26 protein-coding genes are annotated in these 23941 nt (G+C 63.0%); 10 read left to right on the plus strand and 16 right to left on the minus strand.

The annotated features are described in order from the left end of the window. Positions 1-24: 24 nt before the first annotated feature. Together APH33_RS05565 and APH33_RS05570 are read right to left on the minus strand one after the other, a co-directional pair. Positions 25-1509, minus strand: coding sequence for a pitrilysin family protein (locus tag APH33_RS05565; protein WP_054884199.1), 1485 nt, complete (start codon positions 1507-1509; stop codon positions 25-27). Further along, positions 1502-2857, minus strand: coding sequence for a pitrilysin family protein (locus tag APH33_RS05570; protein ID WP_054884200.1), 1356 nt, complete (start codon positions 2855-2857; stop codon positions 1502-1504). Before APH33_RS05570 ends, APH33_RS05565 begins: the two co-directional genes overlap by 8 nt. A 232-nt stretch (positions 2858-3089) precedes the next feature. Here APH33_RS05570 and ftsY point away from each other — a divergent pair, with 232 nt between their 5' ends. The 4 genes from ftsY (at position 3090) to rpoH (ending at position 7272) form a co-directional block, all read left to right on the plus strand. Then, positions 3090-4607, plus strand: coding sequence for a signal recognition particle-docking protein FtsY (gene ftsY, locus APH33_RS05575; protein ID WP_054884201.1), 1518 nt, complete (start codon positions 3090-3092; stop codon positions 4605-4607). Between the two features lie 2 nt (positions 4608-4609). Continuing rightward, on the plus strand, positions 4610-5281 hold the full coding sequence (gene ftsE / locus APH33_RS05580) for a cell division ATP-binding protein FtsE (RefSeq protein ID WP_009684915.1): 672 nt from the start codon (positions 4610-4612) through the stop codon (positions 5279-5281). After that, complete coding sequence (ftsX, locus tag APH33_RS05585) at positions 5278-6306, plus strand: permease-like cell division protein FtsX (RefSeq protein WP_054884202.1); 1029 nt, start codon at positions 5278-5280, stop codon at positions 6304-6306. The genes ftsE and ftsX overlap by 4 nt, the downstream gene beginning before the upstream one ends. A 111-nt stretch (positions 6307-6417) precedes the next feature. Then, entirely contained in the window at positions 6418-7272 is an 855-nt protein-coding gene (gene rpoH, locus APH33_RS05590) for an RNA polymerase sigma factor RpoH (RefSeq protein WP_054884203.1), read from the plus strand. Positions 7273-7333: 61 nt separating this feature from the next. Here rpoH and mtgA read toward each other — a convergent pair whose 3' ends face one another. Further along, complete coding sequence (gene mtgA / locus APH33_RS05595) at positions 7334-8044, minus strand: monofunctional biosynthetic peptidoglycan transglycosylase (RefSeq protein ID WP_054884204.1); 711 nt, start codon at positions 8042-8044, stop codon at positions 7334-7336. 64 nt (positions 8045-8108) lie between these two features. Here mtgA and APH33_RS05600 point away from each other — a divergent pair, with 64 nt between their 5' ends. The 4 genes from APH33_RS05600 (at position 8109) to trmB (ending at position 10382) form a co-directional block, all read left to right on the plus strand. Then, positions 8109-8480, plus strand: coding sequence for a DUF423 domain-containing protein (locus APH33_RS05600; protein WP_054884205.1), 372 nt, complete (start codon positions 8109-8111; stop codon positions 8478-8480). Positions 8481-8583: 103 nt separating this feature from the next. Next, positions 8584-8784: a sulfur carrier protein ThiS gene (thiS, locus tag APH33_RS05605; RefSeq protein ID WP_054884328.1), complete on the plus strand. Its 201-nt coding sequence runs from the start codon at positions 8584-8586 to the stop codon at positions 8782-8784. Positions 8785-8837: 53 nt separating this feature from the next. Then, a complete protein-coding gene (locus tag APH33_RS05610; RefSeq protein WP_027920973.1) occupies positions 8838-9650 on the plus strand; it encodes a thiazole synthase in 813 nt (270 codons plus the stop codon). Positions 9651-9659: 9 nt separating this feature from the next. Continuing rightward, positions 9660-10382, plus strand: coding sequence for a tRNA (guanosine(46)-N7)-methyltransferase TrmB (gene trmB / locus APH33_RS05615; RefSeq protein ID WP_054884206.1), 723 nt, complete (start codon positions 9660-9662; stop codon positions 10380-10382). Positions 10383-10447: 65 nt separating this feature from the next. On the opposite strand, the gene APH33_RS05620 is transcribed toward trmB, so the two are convergent. From APH33_RS05620 to APH33_RS05665, 10 genes are all read right to left on the minus strand, one after another. Further along, positions 10448-12286 carry a carbohydrate binding domain-containing protein gene (locus APH33_RS05620; protein WP_054884207.1) on the minus strand — a complete coding sequence of 613 codons (1839 nt, stop codon included), beginning with the start codon at positions 12284-12286 and terminating at the stop codon, positions 10448-10450. Positions 12287-12433: 147 nt separating this feature from the next. Next, positions 12434-12760, minus strand: coding sequence for a DUF3392 family protein (locus APH33_RS05625; protein WP_027920975.1), 327 nt, complete (start codon positions 12758-12760; stop codon positions 12434-12436). Positions 12761-12769: 9 nt separating this feature from the next. Continuing rightward, entirely contained in the window at positions 12770-13945 is a 1176-nt protein-coding gene (gene hemW, locus APH33_RS05630) for a radical SAM family heme chaperone HemW (RefSeq protein WP_054884208.1), read from the minus strand. Beyond that, positions 13942-14538 (minus strand): RdgB/HAM1 family non-canonical purine NTP pyrophosphatase, encoded by a 597-nt coding sequence (gene rdgB / locus APH33_RS05635; RefSeq protein WP_054884209.1) that lies wholly within the window; start codon positions 14536-14538, stop codon positions 13942-13944. The genes hemW and rdgB overlap by 4 nt, the downstream gene beginning before the upstream one ends. Further along, entirely contained in the window at positions 14535-14969 is a 435-nt protein-coding gene (locus APH33_RS05640) for a DUF4426 domain-containing protein (RefSeq protein WP_054884210.1), read from the minus strand. Before APH33_RS05640 ends, rdgB begins: the two co-directional genes overlap by 4 nt. Positions 14970-14991: 22 nt before the next feature. Next, positions 14992-15612, minus strand: coding sequence for a methionine biosynthesis protein MetW (metW, locus tag APH33_RS05645; protein WP_054884211.1), 621 nt, complete (start codon positions 15610-15612; stop codon positions 14992-14994). Between the two features lie 7 nt (positions 15613-15619). Then, on the minus strand, positions 15620-16759 hold the full coding sequence (locus APH33_RS05650; RefSeq protein WP_054884212.1) for a homoserine O-acetyltransferase: 1140 nt from the start codon (positions 16757-16759) through the stop codon (positions 15620-15622). Positions 16760-16857: 98 nt separating this feature from the next. After that, positions 16858-17448 carry a YggT family protein gene (locus APH33_RS05655; protein ID WP_027920981.1) on the minus strand — a complete coding sequence of 197 codons (591 nt, stop codon included), beginning with the start codon at positions 17446-17448 and terminating at the stop codon, positions 16858-16860. 10 nt (positions 17449-17458) lie between these two features. Next, complete coding sequence (gene proC, locus APH33_RS05660; protein WP_054884213.1) at positions 17459-18277, minus strand: pyrroline-5-carboxylate reductase; 819 nt, start codon at positions 18275-18277, stop codon at positions 17459-17461. A gap of 38 nt (positions 18278-18315) precedes the next feature. Next, positions 18316-19002, minus strand: a complete 687-nt coding sequence (locus APH33_RS05665; protein WP_054884214.1) for a YggS family pyridoxal phosphate-dependent enzyme — start codon at positions 19000-19002, stop codon at positions 18316-18318. Positions 19003-19068: 66 nt separating this feature from the next. On the opposite strand from APH33_RS05665, the gene APH33_RS05670 reads away from it, so the two are divergent. Then, entirely contained in the window at positions 19069-20067 is a 999-nt protein-coding gene (locus APH33_RS05670; RefSeq protein WP_054884215.1) for a type IV pilus twitching motility protein PilT, read from the plus strand. A gap of 127 nt (positions 20068-20194) precedes the next feature. On the opposite strand, the gene APH33_RS05675 is transcribed toward APH33_RS05670, so the two are convergent. Next, complete coding sequence (locus APH33_RS05675; protein ID WP_054884216.1) at positions 20195-20824, minus strand: C40 family peptidase; 630 nt, start codon at positions 20822-20824, stop codon at positions 20195-20197. 165 nt (positions 20825-20989) lie between these two features. Here APH33_RS05675 and APH33_RS05680 point away from each other — a divergent pair, with 165 nt between their 5' ends. Continuing rightward, positions 20990-21409: a TM2 domain-containing protein gene (locus APH33_RS05680; protein WP_054884217.1), complete on the plus strand. Its 420-nt coding sequence runs from the start codon at positions 20990-20992 to the stop codon at positions 21407-21409. A gap of 57 nt (positions 21410-21466) precedes the next feature. Here the strand turns inward: APH33_RS05680 and APH33_RS05685 are convergent, their stop codons facing one another. Together APH33_RS05685 and argS are read right to left on the minus strand one after the other, a co-directional pair. Then, entirely contained in the window at positions 21467-22168 is a 702-nt protein-coding gene (locus APH33_RS05685; RefSeq protein ID WP_054884218.1) for an SPOR domain-containing protein, read from the minus strand. A 1-nt stretch (position 22169) separates the two neighbouring features. Further along, the gene (gene argS, locus APH33_RS05690; protein WP_054884219.1) at positions 22170-23906 is read right to left on the minus strand and encodes an arginine--tRNA ligase; all 1737 of its coding nucleotides are present in this window, start codon (positions 23904-23906) and stop codon (positions 22170-22172) included. Between the last annotated feature and the right edge of the window lie 35 nt (positions 23907-23941).

A 23941-nucleotide genomic window follows, 5' to 3' on the forward strand; every position in this document is an offset into this window, starting at 1 on the left:
GGGCGGGTGGGGTGGATCTAGGCATTAGTGCTCCGGTACGCCGAGCGGCTGCTCGGACGGTTTGTCAGTGGGGGCAGGCAGTGGCTTCTGTGGCACTTTCGGGCCAACGGTGACAATCACCAGCTTATCGGCTGCCAGGTGCTTGTTCATCGCTGCCTTGACCTGTTCGACGGTCAGCGCCTGGGACTGCTGCATGAAGTCCTCCAGCCAGGTCAGGGGCAGGTTGTAGAAACCGATGGCGCCGAGTTGGCCGACGATGCTGGCATTGCTGGCATTGGACAACGGGAAGCTGCCGGCCAGCTCGCGTTTGGCGTCGTCCAGCTCCTGCTGGGTCGGGCCGCTCTTGAGGTAGTCGGCAAGGATGTCCTGTACCAGCTTGAGCGTGCCTTCACTGAGTTCGGCGCGGGTCTGCAGGTTGATCATGAACGGGCCACGCACCTGCATCGGGCTGAATACCGAGTACACGCCGTAGGTCAGGCCGCGTTTTTCGCGGACTTCGCTCATCAGGCGGGTGCCGAAGGCACCGCCGCCGAGGATCTGGTTGCCCAGCGAAAGGGCCGGCCAGTCCGGGTCCTGGCGGTCGATGCCAAGCTCGGCGAGCATCAGGTGCGTCTGCTTGCTCGGGAAGTCGATATGGGTGACGCCAGCCCTGGGCTCGACCGGCTGGGCCGGTTTGGCCAGTGCCGGGCCTTTGGGCAGGGCAGCGGAGACCTGGGCGGCGACGGCCTCGGCTTCCTCGCGGCTAAGGTCACCGACCAGGGCGATCACCGCGTTGCCAGCGGCATAGGCCTTGGCGTGGAAGGCGCGCAGCTGCTCAAGAGTGATGCCTGGTACGCTCTCGGCGCTGCCATCGCTTGGCTGAGCGTACGGGTGATCGCCGTAGAGCTTACTGAACAGCGCCTTGCCGGCGATCTTGCCAGGGTTTTGTTTCTCATACTCGAAACCGGCCAGCAGCTGGTTCTTGATGCGTTTCAGGGCGTCTTCCGGGAAGGTTGGCTTGCCGGTCACTTCGGCGAACAGCTGGAGGGCGGGCTCGCGTTTGTCCCGGGCGCTCAGGCTGCGCAGCGAGGCCACGGCCATGTCGCGATAGGAACCGTTGCCAAAGTCAGCACCCAGGCCCTCGAAGCCCTCGGCGATGGCGGTCACGTCCTTGCCGGCCACGCCCTCGTTGAGCATGGCGTTGGTCAGGCTGGCCAGGCCAGGGGTGTGGCCGTCCTGGCTGCTGCCAGCGGCGAAAGTCACGCGCAAGTCGAACATCGGCAACTCGCGGGCCTCGACGAACAAGACCCGGGCGCCTTCGGCGGTGGTCCAGTTCTGGATGTTCAGCTGGCGCCTGCTGGGTGCCTTGCCGTCAAGCTCGGCCAGCGATTGCAGGGTGTTGGCCGGGCGGGCGGGGCTGCTTTCGGCCTCGGAATGTGCCGGCCGGGCGAGCACGGCGGCCACGGCCACTACCAGCGCGATGATGCCCGTGCCGATCAGGGTGTAGCGTGGTGCGCTGCGATCACTCATGAGCGGACTCCTCAGGCAATACATGGGCAACGCTCAGGCGTTCGCGGGTGAAATAGGTGCGTGCGGCGTTTTGCACGTCTTCCGGGGTGACGCGCTTGAGTTCGTCCAGCTCGCTGTCGATCAGCTTCCAGGACAGGCCGACGGTTTCCAGCTGGCCGATAGTGGTGGCCTGGCTGCTGATGGAGTCGCGGTCGTAGACCAGCCCGGCGATGACCTGCGCGCGCACGCGCTCCAGCTCTTCGGCGCTTGGCGGAGTGGTCTTGAGTTCGTCGAGCAGCTGCCAGAGGCCTTTTTCGACGTCAGCCAAGGTTTTCTGTTTTTGCACGTTCGGCGTGGCCGAGATCAGGAACAGGCTGTCGCCTCGGGTAAAGGCGTTGTAGCTGGACGAGGCACCGGCCACCAGTTCCTGGCCACGCTCCAGGCGTGCCGGCATGCGCGCGCTGTAGCCGCCGTCGAGCAGGGCCGAGATCAGCCGCAGGGCATGCACGGTGCGTGGCTCCTTGGCAGTGGCCAGGCCCGGTACGTTGAAACCGTAGATCAGGCTCGGCAACTGGGTGCGTACGTGCAAGGTCAGCTGGCGCTGGCCCGGTTCGGCCAGTTCCAGCGGCAGTTTGGCGGGTGGCACGGCGCGCTTGGGGATGCTGCCGAAGTATTTTTGTGCCAGGCCTTTGACCTCATCGGCGGTGACATCGCCGACCACCACCAGGGTGGCGTTGTTCGGTGCGTACCAGGATTCGTACCAGTGACGCAGTTCCTCGACCTTCATGCGTTCGAGGTCGGCCATCCAGCCGATGGTCGGGGTGTGGTAGCCGCTGGCCGGGAAGGCCATGGCGCGGAACAGCTCGAAGGCCTTGGAGCTTGGCTGGTCATCGGTACGCAGGCGGCGCTCTTCCTTGATCACCTCGATTTCACGGGCGAACTCGTCGGCAGGCAGGCGCAGGCTGGCCAGGCGGTCGGCTTCGAGCTCAAGGGCCACTGGCAGGCGGTCGCGGGCCAGCACCTGGTAGTAGGCGGTGTAGTCGTCGCTGGTGAAGGCGTTTTCTTCCGCGCCGAGGTCACGCAGGATGCGCGAGGCCTCGCCAGGGCCGATCTTGGCGCTGCCCTTGAACATCATGTGCTCCAGGGCATGGGACAAGCCGGTCTGGCCTGGGGTCTCGTAGCTCGAGCCGACCTTGTACCAGATCTGCGAGACGACCACAGGGGCACGGTGGTCTTCGCGCACGACCACTTTCAGGCCGTTGTCGAGGATGAATTCGTGGGTCGGTTGCACGTCGGCGGCGAACGCCGCGAGCGGCAGGCAGAGCGTGCCGAGCAACAGGCCAGCGGCGCGGCGGGCTAGAGCATTCATACGGAGATTAACCTGTTCGGCGGCCCGCTGGTTTAGCGTCGGCGGGCCAGGAGGTGCTAGGATACTGATCCGGTTGCCTGGCGACCATGCCTGTCGCCGTTCTGGCCCGCAGGCCCATTAAGACAAAACATTGCGCATGAACCAGTCGGATTCAAAATAGTCTGTTCTGCGTTTAGAGAATTCCTGATGTGCCAGTTGCTGGCTCATCGCTACCCTGAGATAGCCGTCTTCCATGTTTGGTTCCAACGACGACAAAAAAGCGCCGGCCGAGGCTGGCGAGAAAAAAGGCCTGTTCAGCTGGTTTCGCAAGAAGCCGCAGCAACCTGTCGCCGAACAGCCTCAAACGCCTGAGCTACCAGCGCCCGAGGTGCAGCCAGCCGAGCCGGTAACGCCGCAGCCCGCCGCCGAGCAGCCACGTGTCGAAGTACAGCCGCCTGCGCCGGTCGAGCCTATGCCTCCGGTGGTCGAAGCGCCTGTGCCAGAGCCAGTCGCTTCCACGCCAGTAGTGGCGCCCGAGCCTGAACCGGTCGCTTCCGAGCCGCTGGTCGCTCCGCTGCCCGAGCCAATCGCTTCCATGCCTGTACAAGCAGCGCCGGTCGAGACTGCCCCGGTGGTCGAGCACGCAGCCCCTGTCAGCAACCTGGTGCTGCCGGTAGCCGAAGAGCCTGTGGCGCTGGTGCCGGACCTGCAGCCGAAGGCGCCGCCCGTGATTCCGGAGCGTCCCGCACCAGAACCGGTGGTCGTGGCGCCAGTCGTGGCCCCTGCACCTGTGGAGCCGCAACCCGCTCCCGAGGTCGCTGCCCCGGTCGCCACCGAGCAGTCCAAACCCGGTTTCTTCGCCCGCCTCAAGCAGGGCCTGTCGAAGACCAGCGCCAGCATCGGCGAGGGCATGGCCAGCCTGTTCCTGGGCAAGAAGGTCATTGATGACGACCTGCTCGACGAGATCGAAACCCGTCTGCTGACGGCCGACGTCGGCGTCGAAGCCACCTCGGCCATCGTTCAGAACCTGACCCAGAAGGTCGCCCGCAAGCAGCTGGCCGACGCCGACGCGCTGTACAAGTCGCTGCAGGAGGAGCTGGCAGCACTGCTGCGCCCTGTCGAGCAGCCGCTCAAGGTCCAGGCGCAGAACAAGCCCTATGTGATTCTGGTCGTCGGCGTGAACGGTGCCGGCAAGACCACCACCATCGGCAAGCTGGCCAAGAAGCTGCAACTGGAAGGCAAGAAGGTCATGCTGGCTGCCGGTGATACCTTCCGTGCCGCTGCCGTGGAGCAATTGCAGGTCTGGGGCGAGCGTAACCAGATCCCGGTGATTGCCCAGCACACTGGCGCCGATTCCGCCTCGGTGATCTTCGACGCGGTACAGGCTGCCAAAGCCCGTGGTATCGACGTGCTGATCGCCGACACCGCTGGCCGGCTTCACACCAAAGACAACCTGATGGAGGAGCTCAAGAAGGTCCGCCGGGTCATCGGCAAGCTCGATGCCGAGGCACCCCACGAGGTGCTGCTGGTGCTCGACGCCGGTACCGGGCAGAACGCCATCAGCCAGGCCAAGTACTTCCACCAGAGCGTCGAGCTGACCGGCCTGGCGCTGACCAAGCTGGATGGCACTGCCAAAGGTGGGGTGATCTTCGCCCTGGCCAAGCAGTTCAAGCTGCCGATCCGCTTCATCGGGGTCGGTGAAGGCATCGACGACCTGCGCACATTCGAAGCCGAGCCGTTCGTCAAGGCTCTGTTCGCCGAGCGAGACTGACCATGATCCGATTCGAACAGGTTGCCAAGCGCTACCCCAACGGCCATGTCGGCTTGCACGAGCTGAGTTTCCGCGCGCGCCGGGGCGAGTTCCTGTTCGTCACCGGGCACTCGGGTGCTGGCAAGAGCACCTTGCTGCGCCTGTTGCTGGCCATGGAACGCCCGACCAGCGGCAAGCTGATGCTGGCAGGGCAGGACCTGGGCCAGATCAGCAATGCGCAGATCCCGTTCCTGCGTCGGCAGATTGGCGTGGTGTTCCAGAACCACCAGCTGCTGTTCGACCGCACCGTGTTCAACAACATCGCCCTGCCGCTACAGATTCTCGGCTTGTCCAAGGCCGAGATCGCCAAACGCGTTGATTCGGCGCTGGAGCGGGTGTCGCTGGCCGACAAGGGCGAGCTGTTCCCGGCCGACCTGTCCACCGGCCAGCAGCAGCGGGTCGGTATTGCCCGCGCGATAGTTCACCAGCCGGCCTTGCTGCTGGCGGATGAGCCCACCGGTAACCTCGACCCGCGGCTGGCCGCGGAGATCATGGGTGTGTTCGAGGATATCAACCGCCTGGGCACCACGGTTCTGATCGCCAGTCACGACCTGGCACTGATTGCGCGCATGCGCCACCGCATGCTGACCCTGCAGCGCGGTCGTCTGATCGGCGATGGGGAGGCCGGGCAATGAGCACTACACGTACACCAAAGGTTTCCGAGCGCGTTGCGCCCAAGGCTGCCGACCCGCAGCCGGCCAGGAAGAAGGGCGGCGATCACGATGACGACGGCCCGGACTTCCGCACCCTGCTGCAGGCCTGGCTGGAAAGCCATCGCGCCAGCTTGGCCGACAGCCTTCGACGGCTGGGCAAGCAGCCGATCGGCAGCTTTTTCACCTGCCTGGTGATGGCCGTGGCCCTGAGCATGCCCATGGGGCTGTCGCTGCTGCTGAAGAATATCGAGGTGCTGGGTGGCTCATGGCAACGCGCCGCACAGATTTCGCTGTACCTGAAGCTCGATGCTGGTAGCCAGCAGGGTGAAGCCCTGCGTGACGACATCAAGCGCATGCCGGGGGTCGCCGACGCCCAATACGTCAGCCCCGGGCAGGCCCTGCAAGAGTTCCAGCAGCAGTCCGGGCTAGGCGAGGCCCTTCGCGAGCTGCCTGACAACCCGTTGCCCGGTGTGGTGGTGGTGACCCCGACCGAAGTCGATAAACCGGCCCTGGAAGCCCTTCGTCAACGTCTTTCGGAGCTGCCGAGGGTTGAGAATGCACAACTTGACCTGGTATGGGTCGAGCGGCTGGCGGCGATCCTCAAGCTGGGCGACCGTTTTGTCTTCGGCCTGGCGGTAATGCTGATTTCCGCGCTGCTGTTAGTAATCGGTAACACAATTCGTCTACATATCGAAAACCGCCGCATCGAGATCGAAGTGATCAAGCTGGTGGGCGGTACAGACAGCTACGTTCGCAGGCCTTTCCTGTACATGGGCGCCTTGTACGGCCTGGGTGCGGGGGTGCTGGCCTGGGCCATCCTGGCCTTTGGCCTGAACTGGCTCAACGAGGCCGTGGTAGGGCTTTCCGGGCTGTATGGCAGTGACTTCGCCCTGGGCGGGGTGCCGGCGTCCGATGGTCTGTCGCTCTTGATCGGAGCGGTGCTGTTGGGGTATATCGGTGCATGGATCGCAGTCGCCCGCCATTTGAACGAGCTGGCGCCGCGATAGTTTTTACGTGCCAGCATTGACATTTCCTTCACGATGGAACTTGTACGGTCGTTCCGGGTCAATGTTGGCAGCGCTCACAAGGCGCGAGTTTTGTAAGTCGGAGGTTCTTGAATGACCACATCGTTGCAACCTGCCTATGCCCTGGTGCCCGGTGCAAACCTGGAAGCCTACGTGCACACGGTCAACAGCATCCCGCTGCTGTCTGTCGAGCAGGAGCGTGATCTGGCCGAGCGTCTCTACTATGAGCAGGATCTCGAGGCCGCTCGGCAAATGGTGATGGCCCACCTGCGTTTCGTTGTGCATATCGCACGTAGCTATGCAGGGTACGGTCTGGCGCAGGCTGACCTGATCCAGGAAGGCAACGTCGGCCTGATGAAGGCGGTCAAGCGTTTCAACCCGGAAATGGGTGTGCGCCTGGTGTCCTTCGCCGTGCACTGGATCAAGGCAGAGATCCACGAATTCATCCTGCGTAACTGGCGCATCGTCAAGGTGGCCACCACCAAGGCCCAGCGCAAGCTGTTCTTCAACCTGCGTAGCCAGAAGAAGCGTCTGGCCTGGCTGAACAACGACGAAGTGCATCGCGTGGCGGAAAGCCTCGGCGTCGAGCCGCGCGAAGTGCGCGAGATGGAAAGCCGCCTGAGTGGCCAGGACATGGCCTTCGACCCGGCAGCCGAAGCGGATGACGACAGCGCCTTCCAGTCGCCAGCGCATTATCTGGAAGACCACCGCTACGATCCGGCTGTGCAGCTGGAGGATGCCGACTGGAGCGACAACTCCACCAGCAACCTGCACGAAGCACTGCAAGGCCTGGATGACCGGAGCCGCGATATCCTTTACCAGCGCTGGCTGGCGGAAGAAAAGGCCACGCTGCATGAGCTGGCTGACAAGTACAGCGTTTCTGCTGAGCGTATTCGCCAGCTGGAGAAGAATGCAATGAACAAGGTCAAGGCGCTGATCACCGTCTGACCTGACCTGGCTGCATTGAAAAGCCGCTGACCCGAGAGGGTGAGCGGCTTTTTTGTCGGGGTTACGGCCTGCGCGAGCTGTCCAGTTGCATCAGGTAGCTGGGCCCGCCCAGCTGGCTCATCTGCCGGCGAATCCAGCCCGCCCGGCTTGCCACATAGGCGCTGGGCCGGCTGGCACTCCACTTGATCGGGCTCGGCAGCACGGCGGCCAGTTGTGCGGCCTGCTGGCGGGTCAGCCGGCTGGCATCGACACCAAAGTGATAACGCGCCGCGGCCTGGGCGCCGAACACGCCTTTGCCCCACTCGGCGCTGTTCAGGTAAACCTCAAGAATCCGCTCCTTCGACCAGAACAGTTCGATCAGCCCCGTGAACCAGGCCTCCAGCCCCTTGCGGAACCAGCTGCGTCCCGACCACAGGAACAGGTTCTTGGCTACCTGCTGGGTCAGGGTGCTGGCACCACGAATGCTGCCGCCACGCTCGTTGTACGCCAGCGCCGCCTGGATGGCCGGAATGTCGAAGCCCCAATGGCTGGCAAACTTCTGGTCTTCACCGGCGATGACTGCCACCTTGAGTTCGTCGGAGATGTTCTCCCATGGCTCCCAGTCGCGTTGCAGTTCAATCGGCTCGCCACTCACCCATGATTGCACCTTGCGTTCGAGCATCAAGGCCGTGCCAGGCGGTGGTACCCAGCGAAACACCAGCACCAGCACGATGCTGCCGGCAGCGAACCAGAGCAGGGCGCGGGCGAGGCGGCGGAGAATGGATGACAGCATGGCGATGGCTTGGCCGGACCGGTGGAACGGGCCATTATACAGACCCGATACAAGGAGTCGTCCCATGCTTCGCAGCTTCCTCATGCTCGCTGCCTTCTTCGGCTTTACCGGCGTCGCCCTGGGCGCGTTCGCCGCACATGGCCTGAAGGACCGTCTGACGGCTGATTACCTGGCCATTTTCCATACCGGGGTCACCTATCAGCTGGTGCATGCCTTGGCGATCTTTGGTGTCGCCGTGCTTTCGGCGCACCTGCCGGGGCGCCTGGTCGGCTGGGCTGGCGGTCTGTTCGCCCTGGGGATCGTGCTGTTCTCCGGTAGCTTGTACCTGCTGACGCTCAGCGGCCTGGGCAAACTGGGCATCATCACCCCCTTCGGCGGCCTGTGCTTCCTTGCCGGTTGGCTGTGCCTGGGCATGGCTGCCTGGCGCCTGGGCTGACCAAGCGGTCCACAATCGCGACTAATGGCGTGCAGCGCCCTTGGGTTCACGCGTGGATCGGCGCTAGAATGCGGGCCCCCAAAGAACAATGGTGGCCGTGCGCATGCGCATTCAACTGAACGGTGAACCTTACGAATTGCCCGCTGGCGAAAGCGTCGCGGCCCTGCTGGCCCGCCTGGAACTGACCGGGCGCCGGGTGGCGGTGGAACTCAACATGGATATCGTGCCGCGTAGCCAGCACGACAGCACGCAGCTGAGCGAAGGCGACCAGGTCGAAGTGGTCCATGCCATTGGTGGCGGCTGAAACCGGGCCGGCGTTTACCTGCAAGCCCCGCAATCTTTTCCCGAGGAACAACGATGAGCAACGTTCGTAGCGACAAGCCCTTCATCCTGGCCGGTCGCACTTTCCAGTCGCGCCTGCTGGTCGGCACCGGCAAGTACCGTGACATGGAAGAAACCCGCTTGGCCACCGAGGCTTCGGGTGCCGAGATCGTCACCGTGGCCGTGCGCCGGACCAACCTTGGCCAGAATGCGGGTGAGCCGAACCTGCTCGACGTGCTGTCGCCCGACAAGTACACCATCCTGCCAAACACTGCAGGTTGCTTCGATGCTGTCGAGGCGGTGCGTACCTGCCGTCTGGCCCGCGAGTTGCTCGATGGCCACAAGTCCCACGAGTCGCGCACCCTGGTGAAGCTGGAAGTGCTGGCCGACCAGAAAACCCTGTTCCCCAACGTGATCGAAACCCTCAAGGCCGCCGAAGTTCTGGTCAAGGATGGCTTCGACGTGATGGTCTACACCAGCGACGATCCGATCATCGCCCGCCAGCTGGCCGAGGCCGGCTGCATCGCGGTAATGCCGCTGGCCGGTCTGATCGGCACTGGCCTGGGTATCTGCAACCCCTACAACCTGCAGATCATCCTTGAAGAATCGAAGGTGCCGGTGCTGGTTGACGCGGGTGTTGGTACGGCTTCCGACGCCACCATCGCCATGGAAATGGGCTGTGAAGCCGTGCTGATGAACTCCGCCATCGCCCACGCTCAGCAGCCGGTGCTGATGGCCGAGGCCATGAAGCACGCCATCCTCGCTGGCCGCATGGCCTACCTGGCCGGCCGCATGCCGAAAAAACTGTACGCCAGCGCCTCTTCGCCGCTGGATGGTCTGATCAAGTAAGAGCCCCCGATGACTGACTCGCAAGATACGCCGATCCCCACCGACGGCGACCAGCGCCCACACCGCCGCATCAAGAGCTTCGTGATGCGCGCCGGGCGCATGACCGAAGGCCAGCAACGTGGCCTCGACCAGGGCGGCCCGCAGTTCATCCTGCCGCTGGCCGACAGCCCGGTGGACTACGACCAGGTATTCGGCCGTTCGGCGCCGCGTACCCTGGAGATTGGCTTCGGCATGGGCCATTCCCTGCTGGAAATGGCCGCTGCCGCGCCTGAACAGGACTTCATCGGGGTCGAGGTACACCGTCCAGGTGTCGGCGCGCTGCTCAACGGCGTGCTGACCCAAGGCCTGAAGAACCTGCGGGTGTATGACTGCGATGCGATTGAAGTGCTCAACCGCTGCGTGGCCGACAATAGCCTCGACCGCCTGATGCTGTTCTTCCCTGACCCATGGCACAAGGCACGTCACCACAAGCGCCGCATCGTTCAGCTGGAGTTCGCCGAACTGGTGCGGCGCAAGCTCAAGCCTGGTGGAGTGTTCCACATGGCCACCGACTGGGAGCCGTATGCCGAGTACATGCTGGAAGTGATGAGCGCCGCCCCGGGCTATCGCAACCGTGCTGAAGATGGCACCTATGTGCCGCGCCCCGAAGAGCGCCCGATCACCAAGTTCGAGCGCCGCGGCGAGCGGCTGGGGCATGGGGTTTGGGATTTGAAGTTCGAGAAAGTGGACTGAACCTGCAACGTACCCCGTATGCAAACCGAAAACCGCCTCTAGAGAGGCGGTTTTTTTCAGGTTCCTTAATTGAGTATCAGGGTAAGGAAATCCAGGCTGGCCCGTCTCTTCGCCACGACAGTCACTTCAAACGCCTTGATTCGCTTGCCCGCAGCGCTGAAATTCACCCAGCTGTTGCGCTCCGTTACCGGGTGGGACCCGATCGTTTCGCCGTCAGCCGCGAAGAATGTCACCAACTGGCCCGGCTGGTTGGCAAGCATACTGGTTAGTGAGAACTTCACCCCGACGCATTCATAAGCAAGATCGAAGCGAACGGTTTGCTGCTCGGCAATCGAGCCGTCATTGATGCAGACGTTCTTGCCTTCGGTCATGCCATCGATAGGCCCTACCGCATGTATGTGGACCTGGCCTTGCTGATCATTGCCCAGGCTGATGGTCACGTGTGCGGTCTGTTGGCTGTTGCCTGGCCGGATGATCGGTGTCGGAGTGATATCGTTGAAGTCTTCGACAATGCTGTTGGTGGTCGAAAGCCAGGCGTTTTCGACCAAGAATGCCTGGGCCTTGGCATTCGCCCCGCCCGGGGCCTCAATGCTGAAGGTGTGGCTAGCTTGCCTGGCAGTGAAAATGCGTTCGACATCCTGCCATTCTTCACCGAGCAAGGTAGGCGCCTCGGAAAAGACATCGCTGATGCCCAGCTGCACCGAAGCCTGGCTGCCGGCCTGGCTGCGGGCCTTGACGCTGAAGCGGTAATTGTTGCCTGCGGTCAGCCCTGATACTGTTTTTTCCAGCAGGATGCCGGTGTCGGTCTGCTCGACACCGTGTCTTGGCGCAATACGGTACAGGCCATCGGCGCTCTCCAGTTGCAGGTCGATGGCCGCAGCGGTCTTGCTCCAGCCATTCCAGTCATCGCAGCCGAACTGGTCAGCTGCCTGACGCAGGTGCGATGCAGTGGCAGCAGGCGTTTCGGTGAGCAAGCGAATACTGTCGATGAAGGTGCGGTTGCCGCAGGTGAGTTCAACCCGCTTGATCAACGTTTCTCGACGGGCGACCAGTTCGACATGGGCGTTGGTCGTTTCGCCCGGCTGTGGGCTGATAGACTGCGTGGCAACTTCTTCACCGGCTTCATTGAACGCTTTGGCTGAAGCCTGCTGACCAATACCTGCCCAATTGAATGCCACCGCATGATAAGTGCCGACCAGTTCCAGGTGGGTGGTTTGAGCGGGGAAAATGTTGCCGCCGTTATGGGCCAGGCAAAGCACTTTTTTCAGATTGGCCTTACCCTCTTCGGGTAGCACCGGGTGGATAGCGATGCTGCCGGGGGCGCTGTCGGCAAGGCCAATCGACATGTGGTCGGCGTTGAACACCTCGCGCGGCAAGAGGTGGATGTCCTGGTACTGGTCGAAGCGCTCTGTGTGTTCGCTCAGCTCGTAGACGCGGATGAAGTCCAGGGACATGTCTCGGGCTCGTCCCAATGTTCCAGGCTCATTCACATCTTCGCTGTTTTCGGCAAGCCGATCGCGCGCGATGATCATCAAGCGGTGCTCGGTGGCGGTGGCAGTGAAGTCCAGCGAAAGGGTATCCCAATCGAAACGCGTCAAGGTCCGATCGGCCAGTTGCGCGACGCCGATGACATCAAGCGTAACGTCGGTGCGAAACAAATCATCGCCGGGGATCGTACGGAAATCTACACTAAACCGGTAGCGGCTACCCGGCTTGAACCCGGTGACGGTCTTGTCGAGCAGGGGCCCCAGCACGTTGCCTTCCCAACCTTCCGGGAAGCGCACAAAGTAATTACCATCATCCTCTCGGTCGGTTATCAACTCCCATCCGTTGCTTTGTTTGTTCCAACCGTTGAAGTCGCCTTCGCCGAACGGCGAAAAATCGACATAGGGTGCAGTAGCCATGTTCGAAAACCTCGCGAAAGACTGATTAATGTGGTCTGGCGCTGATAATCGCGGCAGCGCGAGCCTGCATTAGAAGTTGATCGCGGGATCTTCGAAACTGGCAAAAATGCTAGGTGTACCTCTCTAGGCAGTGTTTCGCAGCGAGGTTCAGCCGCGCCGATCGGCCACCACGCCGATAAGTACCAGCACCACCAGCAACACCGGCGCCAGCGCATAGTTGTTGAACTGCCCCAATCCCTTCACCACCCAGGGCGTGGCATAGATCAACGCTGCACCACTGCCGATCATCACCAGGGCAGCCATCACCGGTACCCGCAGCGCGCCCGCCAGGGCACCCAGGCGCTGGTCCACCCAGCCTTTGATGTCGGTGCCGAACAGCACCAGCAGGCAGCCTACCAGGGCCAGGGAAATCTCAGACAGATTGCTGCGGCTCCAGCGCGAAACCGTGGCGAGCAGATCAAGTACCAGATCCATGGGTCATCCTTAGGTCAAGAAATACTGCAGCAGGTCATTGAGGAACAGCTGGCCGCGTGGCGTGGCCACCAGTCGATCCGGTTCGACCTGCAAAAGGCCCTTTTGTTCGGCGGCGCGGCGGGCTTCGGCCAGCTGTGCCAGGGGCAGCCCGGTGCGCTGGGTGAACAGCTCGGCTTCCACACCATCGGTGAGGCGCAGGGCGTTCATCAGGAACTCGAACGGCAGCTCATCCACCGGCAACAGCTTCTCGCCGGCCTTGAACGGCTTGGCCAGGTTCAGGTAGTCCTTGGGCAGACGGGTCTTCCAGGTGCGCAGGATGCGGCCATCGGCGAACGTCAGCTTGCCGTGGGCGCCGGCACCGATGCCGATGAAGTCGCCGAAGCGCCAGTAGTTGAGGTTGTGCCGGGCGGCACGGTCAACCTGGGCATAGGCCGAAACTTCATACTGCTTGAAACCGTTGGCCGCCATCAGCGCCTGGCCGGCTTCCTGGATGTCCCAGAGGATGTCGTCTTCAGGCAGCTCTGGCGGCTGGTTCCAGAACACCGTGTTTGGCTCGACCGTCAGCTGGTACCACGACAAGTGCGTCGGCCCGAGGTCGATGGCCTGACGCAGATCGCCCAACGCGTCATCCAGCGACTGGTCAGGCAGGCCGTGCATCAGGTCCATGTTGAAGTTGTCGAAGCCGGCCGCGCGCGCCATGCCAGCGGCGCGGATCGCTTCGTCGCCATTATGAATGCGGCCCAGCGCTTGGAGTTTGGCCGGCTGGAAGCTCTGTACACCGATGGACAGGCGATTGATACCGGTCTGCCGGTAGGCCTCGAACTTCTCTTGCTCGAAGGTACCGGGGTTGGCCTCAAGCGTGATCTCGATGTCTGCCGCGAACGGGATGCGTTGCTCCACGCCGCGCAGCAGACGCCCCAGGGCCTTGGCACTGAACAGGCTCGGGGTCCCGCCGCCGAAGAAAATCGACGACAGGGGCCGGCCCTGCACGGCGGCTTGCTCCAGGTCGAGGTCAGTCAACAGCGCGTCGACGTAAGCCTCTTCCGGCAGCTCGGGCCCGGCGGCGTGGGAGTTGAAGTCACAGTACGGGCATTTGCGCACGCACCACGGGATGTGGATGTACAGGGCCAACGGCGGCAGGCGGGTGAGCGCCACCGCGTCGACTGCGGACAGCGTTGCGATCATGCCAGGCCCAGACGTTGACGCAGCAGGGCCATGGCGCGGGCGCGGTGGCTGAGCTGGTTCTTATCCTCAGGCGCGAGGTCGGCGCTGGAGCACTTGCGCTCCGGCACCCAGAACAGCGGGTCATAACCGAAGCCATGCTCGCCGCTGGCCTCGAACAGGATGCTGCCGTGCCACAGGCCTTCACAAAGAATTGGTAGTGGGTCGTCGGCATGGCGCACCAGCGCCAGAACGCAGACGAACTGGGCACCGCGCTGTTCTGGCGGCACGTCCTTCAACGCCTCGAGCAGCTTGGCGTTGTTCGCCGCATCACCCTTGCCATCGGCATAGCGCGCCGAGTAGATGCCCGGTGCGCCTCCGAGGAAGTCAACTGCCAGGCCGGAATCGTCGGCCAGCGCCGGCAGGCCCGAGATGCGCGCAGCGTTGCGGGCCTTTAGGATGGCGTTCTCGACGAACGAAAGGCCGGTCTCTTCGGGTTCGACCTGGCTGAACTCACCGATCGAGCGCAGCTGCACGGACTGGCCGAGCATGGCCTGGAGTTCCTTGAGTTTGCCGGCGTTATGGCTGGCCAATACGAGTTGCTGGAAATTCATCATTCGCCTGGGAACACTTCCTGGTTGAAACTGAGTTGATGGCTGACCCCGCCGGTTTCGACATTCAGGTCGAAGGTCAAGGTTTCGGCCTGCTCGATCTTGAACTGGGCGATGTAATACACCGCGCCCTGGTCGGTTATCTGCTTGAACGACAGCGGGCTTGTGCGCCCGGTCAGGTCCTTCACCGTGCCGCTGACCACCGCCATGGCCGGCTTGTCGGCCTTGAGCACAGCGATGTTGAGCACGCCTTGGTTCTTGCTCCGGTTGAGCCCGGTGGCAGCGGCGATGTCCGGTTGCAACAGGCTTGAGGTGAAGGCGCTGTAGTGCACCGTCACGTCGCCAAACACTTCCTTGCGCTCAGGTCGGGCGGCATCGGCTGCCATCGCTGGCAGGGCCAGGCACAGGCTGATCAGGAACAGGGCTAGGCGACGCATGGTGCGAGTCCTCCGGTGGGCGTCAGACCGCCAGTTGATGCTCCTGCAGGCCCGGGCTGCTGACGCGATAGATGCCGATTTCACCTAGAAGATTAGGCCAAAGCCGCCCGCCCCACCCGTTACGGTGCAAGTGGTCGACGGCCAGGCGGTCAAGAACCTTGGCGCGGCGCTCATGGCACAGCTCTTCGAAGTCGGCGAAGGTGCAGAAGTGGATGTTCGGCGTGTTGTACCAGGTGTACGGCATGAAGTCCGAGACCGGCATGCGCCCCTTGGTGGCCAGGTACCAGCGGCAGCGCCAGTGGCCGAAGTTGGGGAACGTGATGATGCACTGGCGGCCCACCCGCAGCATCTCATCGAGGATGCGGTCTGGGTATTCCACGGCCTGCAGGGCCTGGGTCATGATTACCACGTCGAAGCTGTTGCTGGCAAAGTTGCCCAGGCCCTTGTCGAGGTCCTGCTCGATGACGTTGACGCCCCTCGCCACGCAGGCAGCGATGTTGTCGGGGTCGATCTCCAGGCCATAGCCGGTGACCTGTTTGCGGTCGCGCAGCGAGGCCAGCAGCTCGCCGCTGCCGCAGCCCAGGTCGAGTACCCGGCTGCCGGCGGGAATCCAGTCGTGGATGATTTCCAGATCGGCTCTCATGCTGTCCTCAGATGACGATGCGGTTCATGTAGTTCGCGAAACCCTGCATGTAGCGAGGCGTGGGTATCAGGAAGGCATCGTGGCCGTAAGGCGAATCGATCTCCAGATAACAGACGTTCTTGCGGGCCGCCATCAGGGCGTCGACGATCTCCCGCGAGCGGGCCGGCGAGAAGCGCCAGTCGGTGGTGAACGACATGATGCAGTAATCCGCCTTGACGTGGGCCAGGGTTGCAGCCAGGTCGCCGCCATTGGCAGCGGCCGGGTCGAAGTAGTCCAGGGCCTTGGTCATCAGCAGGTAGGTGTTGGCGTCGAAGCGGCCGGAAAACTCCTCGCCCTGATAGCGCAGGTAGCTTTCGACCTGGAACTCGACACTGTGGAAGTCGTAGTTGAGCTTGTCGCTCTTCAGCTCGCGGCCGAATTTCTCACCCATCGAGTCGTCGGACAGGTACGTGATGTGGCCGACCATGCGTGCCAGCATCAGGCCGCGCTTGGGGATCACGCCCTGGTCCTGGAACGAACCGCCGTGGAACTCAGGGTCGGTAAGGATGGCCTGGCGTGCCACTTCGTTGAAGGCGATGTTCTGCGCCGACAGTTTGGGGGCCGAGGCGATATCCACGCAGTGGCGCACGCGATCAGGGTAGGTGATGGTCCATTGCAGGGCCTGCATGCCCCCCAGGCTGCCACCCACGATGGCAGCCCACTGCTGGATGCCCAGGCGATCGGCCAGGCGCGCCTGGCTATGCACCCAGTCTTCAACGGTCAGTACCGGGAACTCGGCGCCATAAGGCTTGCCGGTGGCCGGATTGACGCTGCTCGGGCCGGTGCTGCCATTGCAGCCGCCGAGGTTGTTCAGGCTGACCACGAAGAAGCGGTTGGTGTCGATCGGTTTACCGGGACCGATGCAGCTGTCCCACCAGCCCGGCTTGCGGTCGGTGGCGGCATGGTAGCCCGCGGCATGGTGATGGCCGGACAGGGCATGGCAGATCAGCACGGCATTGCTCGCGCTGGCATTCAGGGTGCCATAGGTCTCGTAGACCAGCTCGTAGCTGTTCAGCGAACGGCCGCAGGCCAAGGCCAGCGGTTCATCGAAGCTGGCAATTTGCGGTGTAACCAGACCGACGGAATCTTCGGGAAGGACAGTGGACATCGACCCTGCTCACGCTTGACGGAGGCGTAAGTCTAAAGAGCACTCCCCCCAGCGGCAAGCGAAGGCTTGCCACTGGAGGTAAGCAGCAGTCCTTGGGCTCAGATCATCCGCCACAGTTCCTGTGGCATGCCGGCATAGGCGGCCAGAGGCGGCATGACGAATGACTGGATCACCTGGATCGCCAGGAAGGCGAAGATCGGCGAGATGTCCATGCCGCCCAGGTTGGGCACGATACGGCGGAACGGTGCCAGCACCGGTTCGCTGATCTGCCAGGCCAGCTCGGCAGCCGGGTTGTGGCTGTTCGGTGCGACCCAGGACACGATCACCATGACGATCATCGCCACCCAGAAGATTTTCAGGAACAGCGAGGTGATACCGATGATGGCCCACATCAGCAGGTGCAGCACGTCGCCGAAGGTGCCGTAGGTGACCATCAGCACGAAGCCCATCAGCAGCGCCTGGATGACGATCGCCAGCAGCAGCGACGAGGTGTCGAGGCCGCCGATGCTCGGAATCACCCGGCGGATCGGCTTGAGCAGTGGCTGGGTTGCGCGCACGGCGAACTGGCTCAGCGGGTTGTAGAAATTGGCTTTGACCAGTTGCAGCACGAAGCGCAGCAGGACGATCACCAGGTACAGGCTGACCAGGGTTTGCACCACGAAGATCGCGGCGCCGGACAATGCATTCATCAACGGCTCCTTATTTGCCCAGTTGTTCGGCCAGCTCGGCAGAACGCTTCGACGCCGCCTCCAGCGCCTGCTCGACGATGGCTTCGAAACCATTGCCCTGGAACGACTTGATCGCCGCCTCGGTGGTGCCGGCTGGCGAGGTGACGCGGCGGCGCAGCTCTGCGGCGTCGACATCGCTGGCCACCGCCATGCGCGCGGCGCCCAGGGCAGTTTGCAGGGTCAGTTGCGAGGCGGTTTCGCGTGGCAGGCCGAGTTTTTCGCCAGCAGCGGTCATCGCTTCGATCAACAGGAAGAAATAGGCCGGGCCGCTGCCGGAGACCGCAGTGACGGCGTCCAGTTGTTGCTCTTGCTCAAGCCACAGGGCGGTACCGACTGCCGACAGCAGCTGTTCGGCCTGCTGGCGTTGTTCGGCGGACACTTCAGCGGTGGCGTACAGGCCGCTGACACCCTGGCGCAGCAGCGCTGGCGTGTTGGGCATGCAGCGCACCACCTGACGGGCGCCGAGCCAGGTCTGCAAGCTGTCGCAGGTGATGCCGGCGGCGATCGAGACGATCAGCTGGCCAGCAGCCAGGTTAGGCTTCAGTGACTCGCACACGGCCTTCATGACTTGCGGTTTAACCGCCAGCACGACCACGTCGGCACCGGCAATCGCCTGGGCGTTGTCTGCGAAAGCTTCGATGCCGTGCTCGGCCTGGATGCGGGTGCGGGTTTCGGCGCCGGGGTCGCTGGCACGGATCTGCGCCGCGTCCATGCCCTGGGCACGCAGGCCGCCGATCAGGCTGGCGGCCATGTTGCCGGCGCCGATAAAGGCAATACGTGTCTTGCTCATGTCAGGTCCTTGAAGGAAAGAGTGAGTAAAGCATGGAATCAGACGGGGCCGTAATGGCGTGCGCCGAACAGGGCGGTGCCGATACGTACCCAGGTCGCTCCTTGGGCAATGGCCGCTTCCAGGTCGTGGCTCATGCCCATCGACAGGGTGTCGAGGCCAAGGCCCAGGTTTGCCTGTAGCTGGTTCAGGCTGGCGAAGGCGGCCTCCTGGGCGGTACGGTCTTCGGTCGGCTCAGGGATCGCCATCAGCCCCCGCAGGCGCAGGTTTGGCAGTGCCGCCACGTCCCTGGCCAGTGCGGGCAGGTCGACCGGGGCGCAACCGGATTTGCTGTCTTCGCCGCTGACGTTCACCTGCAGGCAGATGTTCAGTGGTGGCAGGCCCGCAGGGCGCTGTTCGGACAGGCGTTGGGCGATCTTCAGGCGGTCCACGGAGTGTACCCAGTCGAAATGTTCGGCAATGGCTTTGGTCTTGTTCGACTGAATGGGGCCGATGAAGTGCCAGATCAAGGGCAGGTCACGCAGTTCTTGCTGCTTGGCCAGGGCTTCCTGCAGATAGTTTTCACCCACGTCACGCACACCGGCAGCGTAGATTTCGCGTATGGCGCTGGCCGGTTTGGTCTTGCTTACGGCCAGCAGCCGGACGCTCGCCGGGTCACGTCCGGCAGCCTGGGCGGCGCTGTGGATGCGGGCGGCAAGGGCGGTAAGGTTGTCTGCTATGGTGGACATGGATCGATGCCGTCGGCTCTGGAGATCTTCGGCATTCTACCTGCTTGATGGCTATTGGGGAGTCTCATGGACGCGACCGACCTGTTGGCCCGGGCCGTGGAGGCAGGGGCGAGCGACCTGCATCTGGCGGCGGGCGAGATACCGATGCTGCGCGTGGATGGCGAGCTGCGGCGCATGGCGCTGCCGAGCCTGACCTCAGCAGCAATGAACGACGCGCTGTCAGCGCTGCTCGACGAGGGCCAGTGCCGGCAATGGTTGCAGGGCGATGAACTGGATCTGGCCCTGGAGTTGGCATCTCTGGGGCGTTTTCGTCTCAGCCTGTTTCGACAGATAAACGGCCTGGCTGCAGCGTTTCGTCTGATTCCGCAACGTATTGCCAGTATCGATGAGCTTGAACTTGAAGAAGTGTTTCAAGCCGTTGCGCAGCACACGGATGGCCTGGTGCTGGTGGGCGGCCCGACCGGTAGTGGCAAGTCGAGTACCCTGGCGGCTCTGATCGACCGGCTTAATCGTGAGCAGGCACTGCACATCATCACTCTCGAAGACCCTGTCGAGGTTGTCCACAGCAGCCAACGCAGCCTGGTCAATCAGCGCGAGATCGGCCGGCATTGTCGTGACTTCGCTCAGGGGCTGCGCAGCGCCCTGCGTCAGGACCCGGATGTGATCATGATCGGCGAACTGCGCGATCTGGAAACCGTCCGCCTGGCGTTGCGCGCAGCGCAGACGGGGCATCTGGTGCTGGCAACGGTGCATACGCGGACGGCGGCAAGCAGCATCGACCGGCTGGTGGAGGTGTTCGCGGCAGAAGAGAAGCCCTTGGTGCGGGCGATGCTGGCGGAGTCGCTGAGATTGGTGGTGGCGCAGGTGCTGGTCAAACGTGGGGGCGGCGGCCGAGTGGCCGCGCGCGAAGTGCTGGTGGCGACACCTGCGGTGCGCAATCTGGTGCGAGAGGGGAGAATGGCGCAGTTGTGTTCGGTGATGCAGACCGGAGCGGCAGAAGGAATGCGGACGATGGAGGGGGCGATGCGAGGGCTGAGGGATAGGGGACTGATCAGCGATCTTTAGCGCCTGTTCAGGCTTCTGCGTGGGTAAACCCGCTCTAACAGGGGCAGCGCAGGTTTCGAGAGCTGTGCAGTCCCTTTGGGAGCGGGTTTATCCGCGAAACGGCCAGCCCAGGCAGGCGCCGATAGGATCAGCGCTTGGCCAGGCTCAGCTGTTGCTGCTCTTTGGGCAGTACCCGCTTGGCAACCACATAATGCTGTTGCCAGTACGGCTTGCTCAGGCTGTCGATGCTCACCCGCTTGCCCGTGCGCGGCGCATGGATGAAGCGGTCGTTGCCGAGGTAGATGGCAACGTGATTGACCCGACGGCTCTTGATGTTGAAGAAGATCAGGTCGCCTGGCTTGAGCTCGCTCTTGGCGACTTTCACTCCGTGGCCCTGGGCCATGGCATTGGATGTACGCGGCAGGTCGACGTCTGCCACGTCGTTGAAGGCGTACTTGACCAGCCCGCTGCAGTCGAACCCTTTTTTCGGGTTGCTGCCGCCCCAAACATAAGGGGTGCCGAGCACGTTGACCGCACGGCTGAGCACATCGCTGCTCTGCTTCGGCGACATCGCCGCAACGGCAGGCAGGTTGTGGCCCTTGCCCGAATAGTTCGAGCGTGCATGCAGCGTGCTCTGCTTGGCGGGGGTGTGTCTCACCGAGGCATTGCTGGTATAGCCGGTGAAACCGTTGGGAAGACGTTGCTCACGATTGGTGGCGTGGGCGGCCAGGGGCAATAATAGGCAGAGGGTCAGCCATGTCTTGAATAAAGGCGGCATAGATGAAGCTCTTGTGAATGTTATGTGTTTGGCGCGCAACTTTATAACAGCTTTTTGCTCTCTTTCAGGGCCGTTGGTCGATTGTCATGCTGCCGTACGTCGGCCTGCGACGGAAAAGTCACATTTTCATTTAGAAAATTTTCGGATAACCCACGAGGGCTATGAATGAACAGTTATCAACAGGGGGCGCCGTATCACGACACCCACAGCAAGGTCATCGGCTACCTGCTGTGGATCTTCGGCTTCACCGGCTCGCACCGCTTCTACTACGGCAAGCCGATCACCGGGACGATCTGGTTCCTCACGCTGGGGCTGCTCGGCATTGGCTGGCTGATCGACCTGTTCCTGATCCCGTCGATGGACCGTGAGGCGGACATGCGCTTCCAGTCCGGGCGCGTCGACTACAACATCGCCTGGATCCTGCTGACCTTCCTGGGGATCTTTGGCGCGCACCGTCTGTACCAGGGCAAGTGGATCTCGGCGATCATCTACTTCTTCACCGGCGGCCTGTTCCTGGTGGGTGTGCTGTATGACTTCTGGACCTTGAACAGCCAGATTTCCGAAGCCAACGCTCGCAGTCGCTAAGGCCACGGACATCCACAAAAAAAGGCCTTGTCGCGGTGTGCGGCAAGGCCTTTTTCGTTACTGGCGGGTCTGTCGCTGCTGCAGGAGCAGGTTGCTGAACCCCGCCCCCGCCAACTGCTTCTGCGCCACGGTCAGCTGTTCGCGGTTGCTGAATGGGCCGACCAGCACGCGGTACCAGGTTTCTTCCTTGACGGTACCCGACTCGACCTTGACCACCTGGCCGAGCAGGATGATCTGCGCGCGGACCTTGTCGGCATCGGCCTGCTTGCGGAACGAACCGGCCTGCAGGAAGTACTGCGTGGTCGCCGCAGGCTTGATCACCGGTGGGGCTGGGGGCGGAGTCTGGCCCAACAGCGCGGCCTGGGCACGGGCGGTGTCGATTTTTGCCGCTTCAGCCGGCGTGACCGGGGTCACCGGCTGCGCGGGCACCGGCGGGGTCTTTTCCGGCACGGCCTCAGGCGGCACGATTACCTCGGACTCCGGCAGCAGGGTGTAGAAGTCGTATTTCGGCTTCACCGGCGGTTGTGGCGTTGCAGGGGTGGCCGACTTGCTGGCTTCGGCCACCTTCTCCGGCTTCTGCTGCTCGGGCTTGGTGCGCTTGATGTCACCTCCACCGGGCTCGAGTTTCATCAAGAAAACGATGAATGCACCGACCGTCAGGCCGACCGCCAGCCATACCCAGCCGGGGATCGGCTGCTTGGCAGGGGCCGTCTGACGGCTGGCGCCGCGTTTGGGGGCAGGTTTTTTCTTGGCAGCCAACTTACATGCGCTCCAGGGTTTCCAGGCCGAGCAGTTCCAGACCTTGCTTGAGGGTGCGGCCGGTCAGCGCAGCCAGGCGCAGGCGGCTTTGCTGCTGTTCCGGCGTCTCGGCGGCGAGGATCGGGCAGTTCTCGTAGAAGCTCGAGAACAGGCCGGCGAGGTCGTACAGGTAGCTGCACAGCACGTGCGGGGTGCCCTTTTCGGCGACGCTGTTGAGGATCTCGCCGAACTGGGCCAGGCGCGCAGCCAGGTCTTGCTCATGAGCGGCCTGCAGCACGATGTTGCCGTCGACCTCGTCGAAGCCCTTGCCCAGCTTGCGGAATACGCCGGCCACACGGGTGTAGGCATACAGCAGGTATGGCGCAGTGTTGCCTTCGAAATTGAGCATCAGTTCGAAGTTGAAGCTGTAGTCGCTGGTGCGGTGCTTGGACAGGTCGGCGTATTTCACCGCGCCGATACCTACCACTTCACCGATGTGCCGCAGTTCGTCTTCGGCCAGGCTCGGGTTCTTTTCCTTGACCAGCGCGTAGGCGCGCTCCTTGGCCTCGGTGAGCAGATCAATCAGCTTCACGGTGCCGCCGTCGCGGGTCTTGAACGGGCGGCCGTCGGCGCCGTTCATGGTGCCGAAGCCCATGTGCTCCATCTGCATCGGGTGGCCGACGAAGCCGGCGCGGCGGGCAACTTCGAACACCTGGTTGAAGTGCAGGGCCTGGCGCTGATCGACGAAATACAGGGCGCGGTCGGCCTTGAGCACGTTGCTGCGGTAGCGCACGGCAGCCAGGTCGGTGGTGGCGTAGAGATAGCCGCCATCAGCCTTCTGCACGATCACCGGCAGAGGCTCGCCTTCGCTGTTCTTGAATTCCTCGAGGAATACGCACTGGGCGCCCTGGTCCTCGACCAGCAGGCCCTTGGCCTTGAGGTCGGAAACCACGTTGGCCAGGTCGGCGTTGTAGGCGCTTTCGCCCATCACGTCGGCCATGGTCAGCTTGACGTTGAGCAGCTCGTAGGTCTTCTGGCAGTGCGACAGCGAGATGTCCTTGAAGCGCGTCCACAAGGCCATGCACTCAGGGTCGCCTGCCTGCAGCTTGACCACCAGGCCACGGGCGCGGGTGGCGAACGCTTCGGATTCGTCAAAACGCTTCTTGGCGGCGCGGTAGAAGTTCTCCAGGTCCGACAGCTCGTCGCTGGTGATCGGGTTTTCTTCCAGATACGCCAGCAGCATGCCGAACTGGGTGCCCCAGTCGCCCACGTGGTTCTGGCGGATCACTTCGTCGCCAAGGAACTCCAGCACGCGCGCGACGCTGTCACCGATGATGGTCGAACGCAGGTGGCCGACGTGCATCTCCTTGGCCAGGTTCGGTGCCGACATGTCGATCACCACCTTCTGCTTGGGCCCGGCCTTGCGCGCGCCCAGGTGGGCGTCGGCGAGGGCGGCATCCAGGCGGTTGGCCAGGGCATCGGTGTTCTGGAAGAAGTTCAGGAAGCCTGGGCCGGCGATTTCGACCTTGCTGATGTCGGCGCTGGCCGGCAGGGCATTGATCAGCTTCTCGGCCAGGTCGCGCGGTTTCATGCCGGCCGGCTTGGCCAGCATCATGGCGATGTTGCTGGCGAAATCGCCGTGGGTCTTGTCCCGGGCGTTTTCCACCTGAATCGCCGGCGACAGCCCTTCAGGCAGCACACCGTCGGTGACGAGTTGGGTGAGGGCTTGCTGGATCAGCTGGCGAATGGTGTCTTTCATGGGGATCTCTTTTCGACCGCAAGCGCGGTGGAGCG

This window comes from Pseudomonas sp. NBRC 111130, from assembly GCF_001320485.1.
In the GTDB taxonomy this organism is placed as follows: Bacteria; Pseudomonadota; Gammaproteobacteria; order Pseudomonadales; family Pseudomonadaceae; genus Aquipseudomonas; species Aquipseudomonas vlassakiae.

Coding starts and splice junctions, on each gene's coding strand:
- APH33_RS05675 (WP_054884216.1), bottom strand. CDS start 20,824: ATGCCGCCTTTATTCAAGACATGGCTGACCCTCTGCCTATTATTGCCC.
- ftsE (WP_009684915.1), top strand. CDS start 4,610: ATGATCCGATTCGAACAGGTTGCCAAGCGCTACCCCAACGGCCATGTC.
- argS (WP_054884219.1), bottom strand. CDS start 23,906: ATGAAAGACACCATTCGCCAGCTGATCCAGCAAGCCCTCACCCAACTC.
- ftsY (WP_054884201.1), top strand. CDS start 3,090: ATGTTTGGTTCCAACGACGACAAAAAAGCGCCGGCCGAGGCTGGCGAG.
- APH33_RS05620 (WP_054884207.1), bottom strand. CDS start 12,286: ATGGCTACTGCACCCTATGTCGATTTTTCGCCGTTCGGCGAAGGCGAC.
- APH33_RS05655 (WP_027920981.1), bottom strand. CDS start 17,448: ATGAATGCATTGTCCGGCGCCGCGATCTTCGTGGTGCAAACCCTGGTC.
- APH33_RS05625 (WP_027920975.1), bottom strand. CDS start 12,760: ATGGATCTGGTACTTGATCTGCTCGCCACGGTTTCGCGCTGGAGCCGC.
- APH33_RS05650 (WP_054884212.1), bottom strand. CDS start 16,759: ATGTCCACTGTCCTTCCCGAAGATTCCGTCGGTCTGGTTACACCGCAA.
- APH33_RS05665 (WP_054884214.1), bottom strand. CDS start 19,002: ATGTCCACCATAGCAGACAACCTTACCGCCCTTGCCGCCCGCATCCAC.
- proC (WP_054884213.1), bottom strand. CDS start 18,277: ATGAGCAAGACACGTATTGCCTTTATCGGCGCCGGCAACATGGCCGCC.
- APH33_RS05680 (WP_054884217.1), top strand. CDS start 20,990: ATGAACAGTTATCAACAGGGGGCGCCGTATCACGACACCCACAGCAAG.
- ftsX (WP_054884202.1), top strand. CDS start 5,278: ATGAGCACTACACGTACACCAAAGGTTTCCGAGCGCGTTGCGCCCAAG.
- hemW (WP_054884208.1), bottom strand. CDS start 13,945: ATGATCGCAACGCTGTCCGCAGTCGACGCGGTGGCGCTCACCCGCCTG.
- APH33_RS05670 (WP_054884215.1), top strand. CDS start 19,069: ATGGACGCGACCGACCTGTTGGCCCGGGCCGTGGAGGCAGGGGCGAGC.
- APH33_RS05570 (WP_054884200.1), bottom strand. CDS start 2,857: ATGAATGCTCTAGCCCGCCGCGCCGCTGGCCTGTTGCTCGGCACGCTC.
- rdgB (WP_054884209.1), bottom strand. CDS start 14,538: ATGATGAATTTCCAGCAACTCGTATTGGCCAGCCATAACGCCGGCAAA.
- APH33_RS05640 (WP_054884210.1), bottom strand. CDS start 14,969: ATGCGTCGCCTAGCCCTGTTCCTGATCAGCCTGTGCCTGGCCCTGCCA.
- trmB (WP_054884206.1), top strand. CDS start 9,660: ATGACTGACTCGCAAGATACGCCGATCCCCACCGACGGCGACCAGCGC.
- rpoH (WP_054884203.1), top strand. CDS start 6,418: ATGACCACATCGTTGCAACCTGCCTATGCCCTGGTGCCCGGTGCAAAC.
- mtgA (WP_054884204.1), bottom strand. CDS start 8,044: ATGCTGTCATCCATTCTCCGCCGCCTCGCCCGCGCCCTGCTCTGGTTC.
- APH33_RS05565 (WP_054884199.1), bottom strand. CDS start 1,509: ATGAGTGATCGCAGCGCACCACGCTACACCCTGATCGGCACGGGCATC.
- thiS (WP_054884328.1), top strand. CDS start 8,584: ATGCGCATTCAACTGAACGGTGAACCTTACGAATTGCCCGCTGGCGAA.
- APH33_RS05610 (WP_027920973.1), top strand. CDS start 8,838: ATGAGCAACGTTCGTAGCGACAAGCCCTTCATCCTGGCCGGTCGCACT.
- metW (WP_054884211.1), bottom strand. CDS start 15,612: ATGAGAGCCGATCTGGAAATCATCCACGACTGGATTCCCGCCGGCAGC.
- APH33_RS05600 (WP_054884205.1), top strand. CDS start 8,109: ATGCTTCGCAGCTTCCTCATGCTCGCTGCCTTCTTCGGCTTTACCGGC.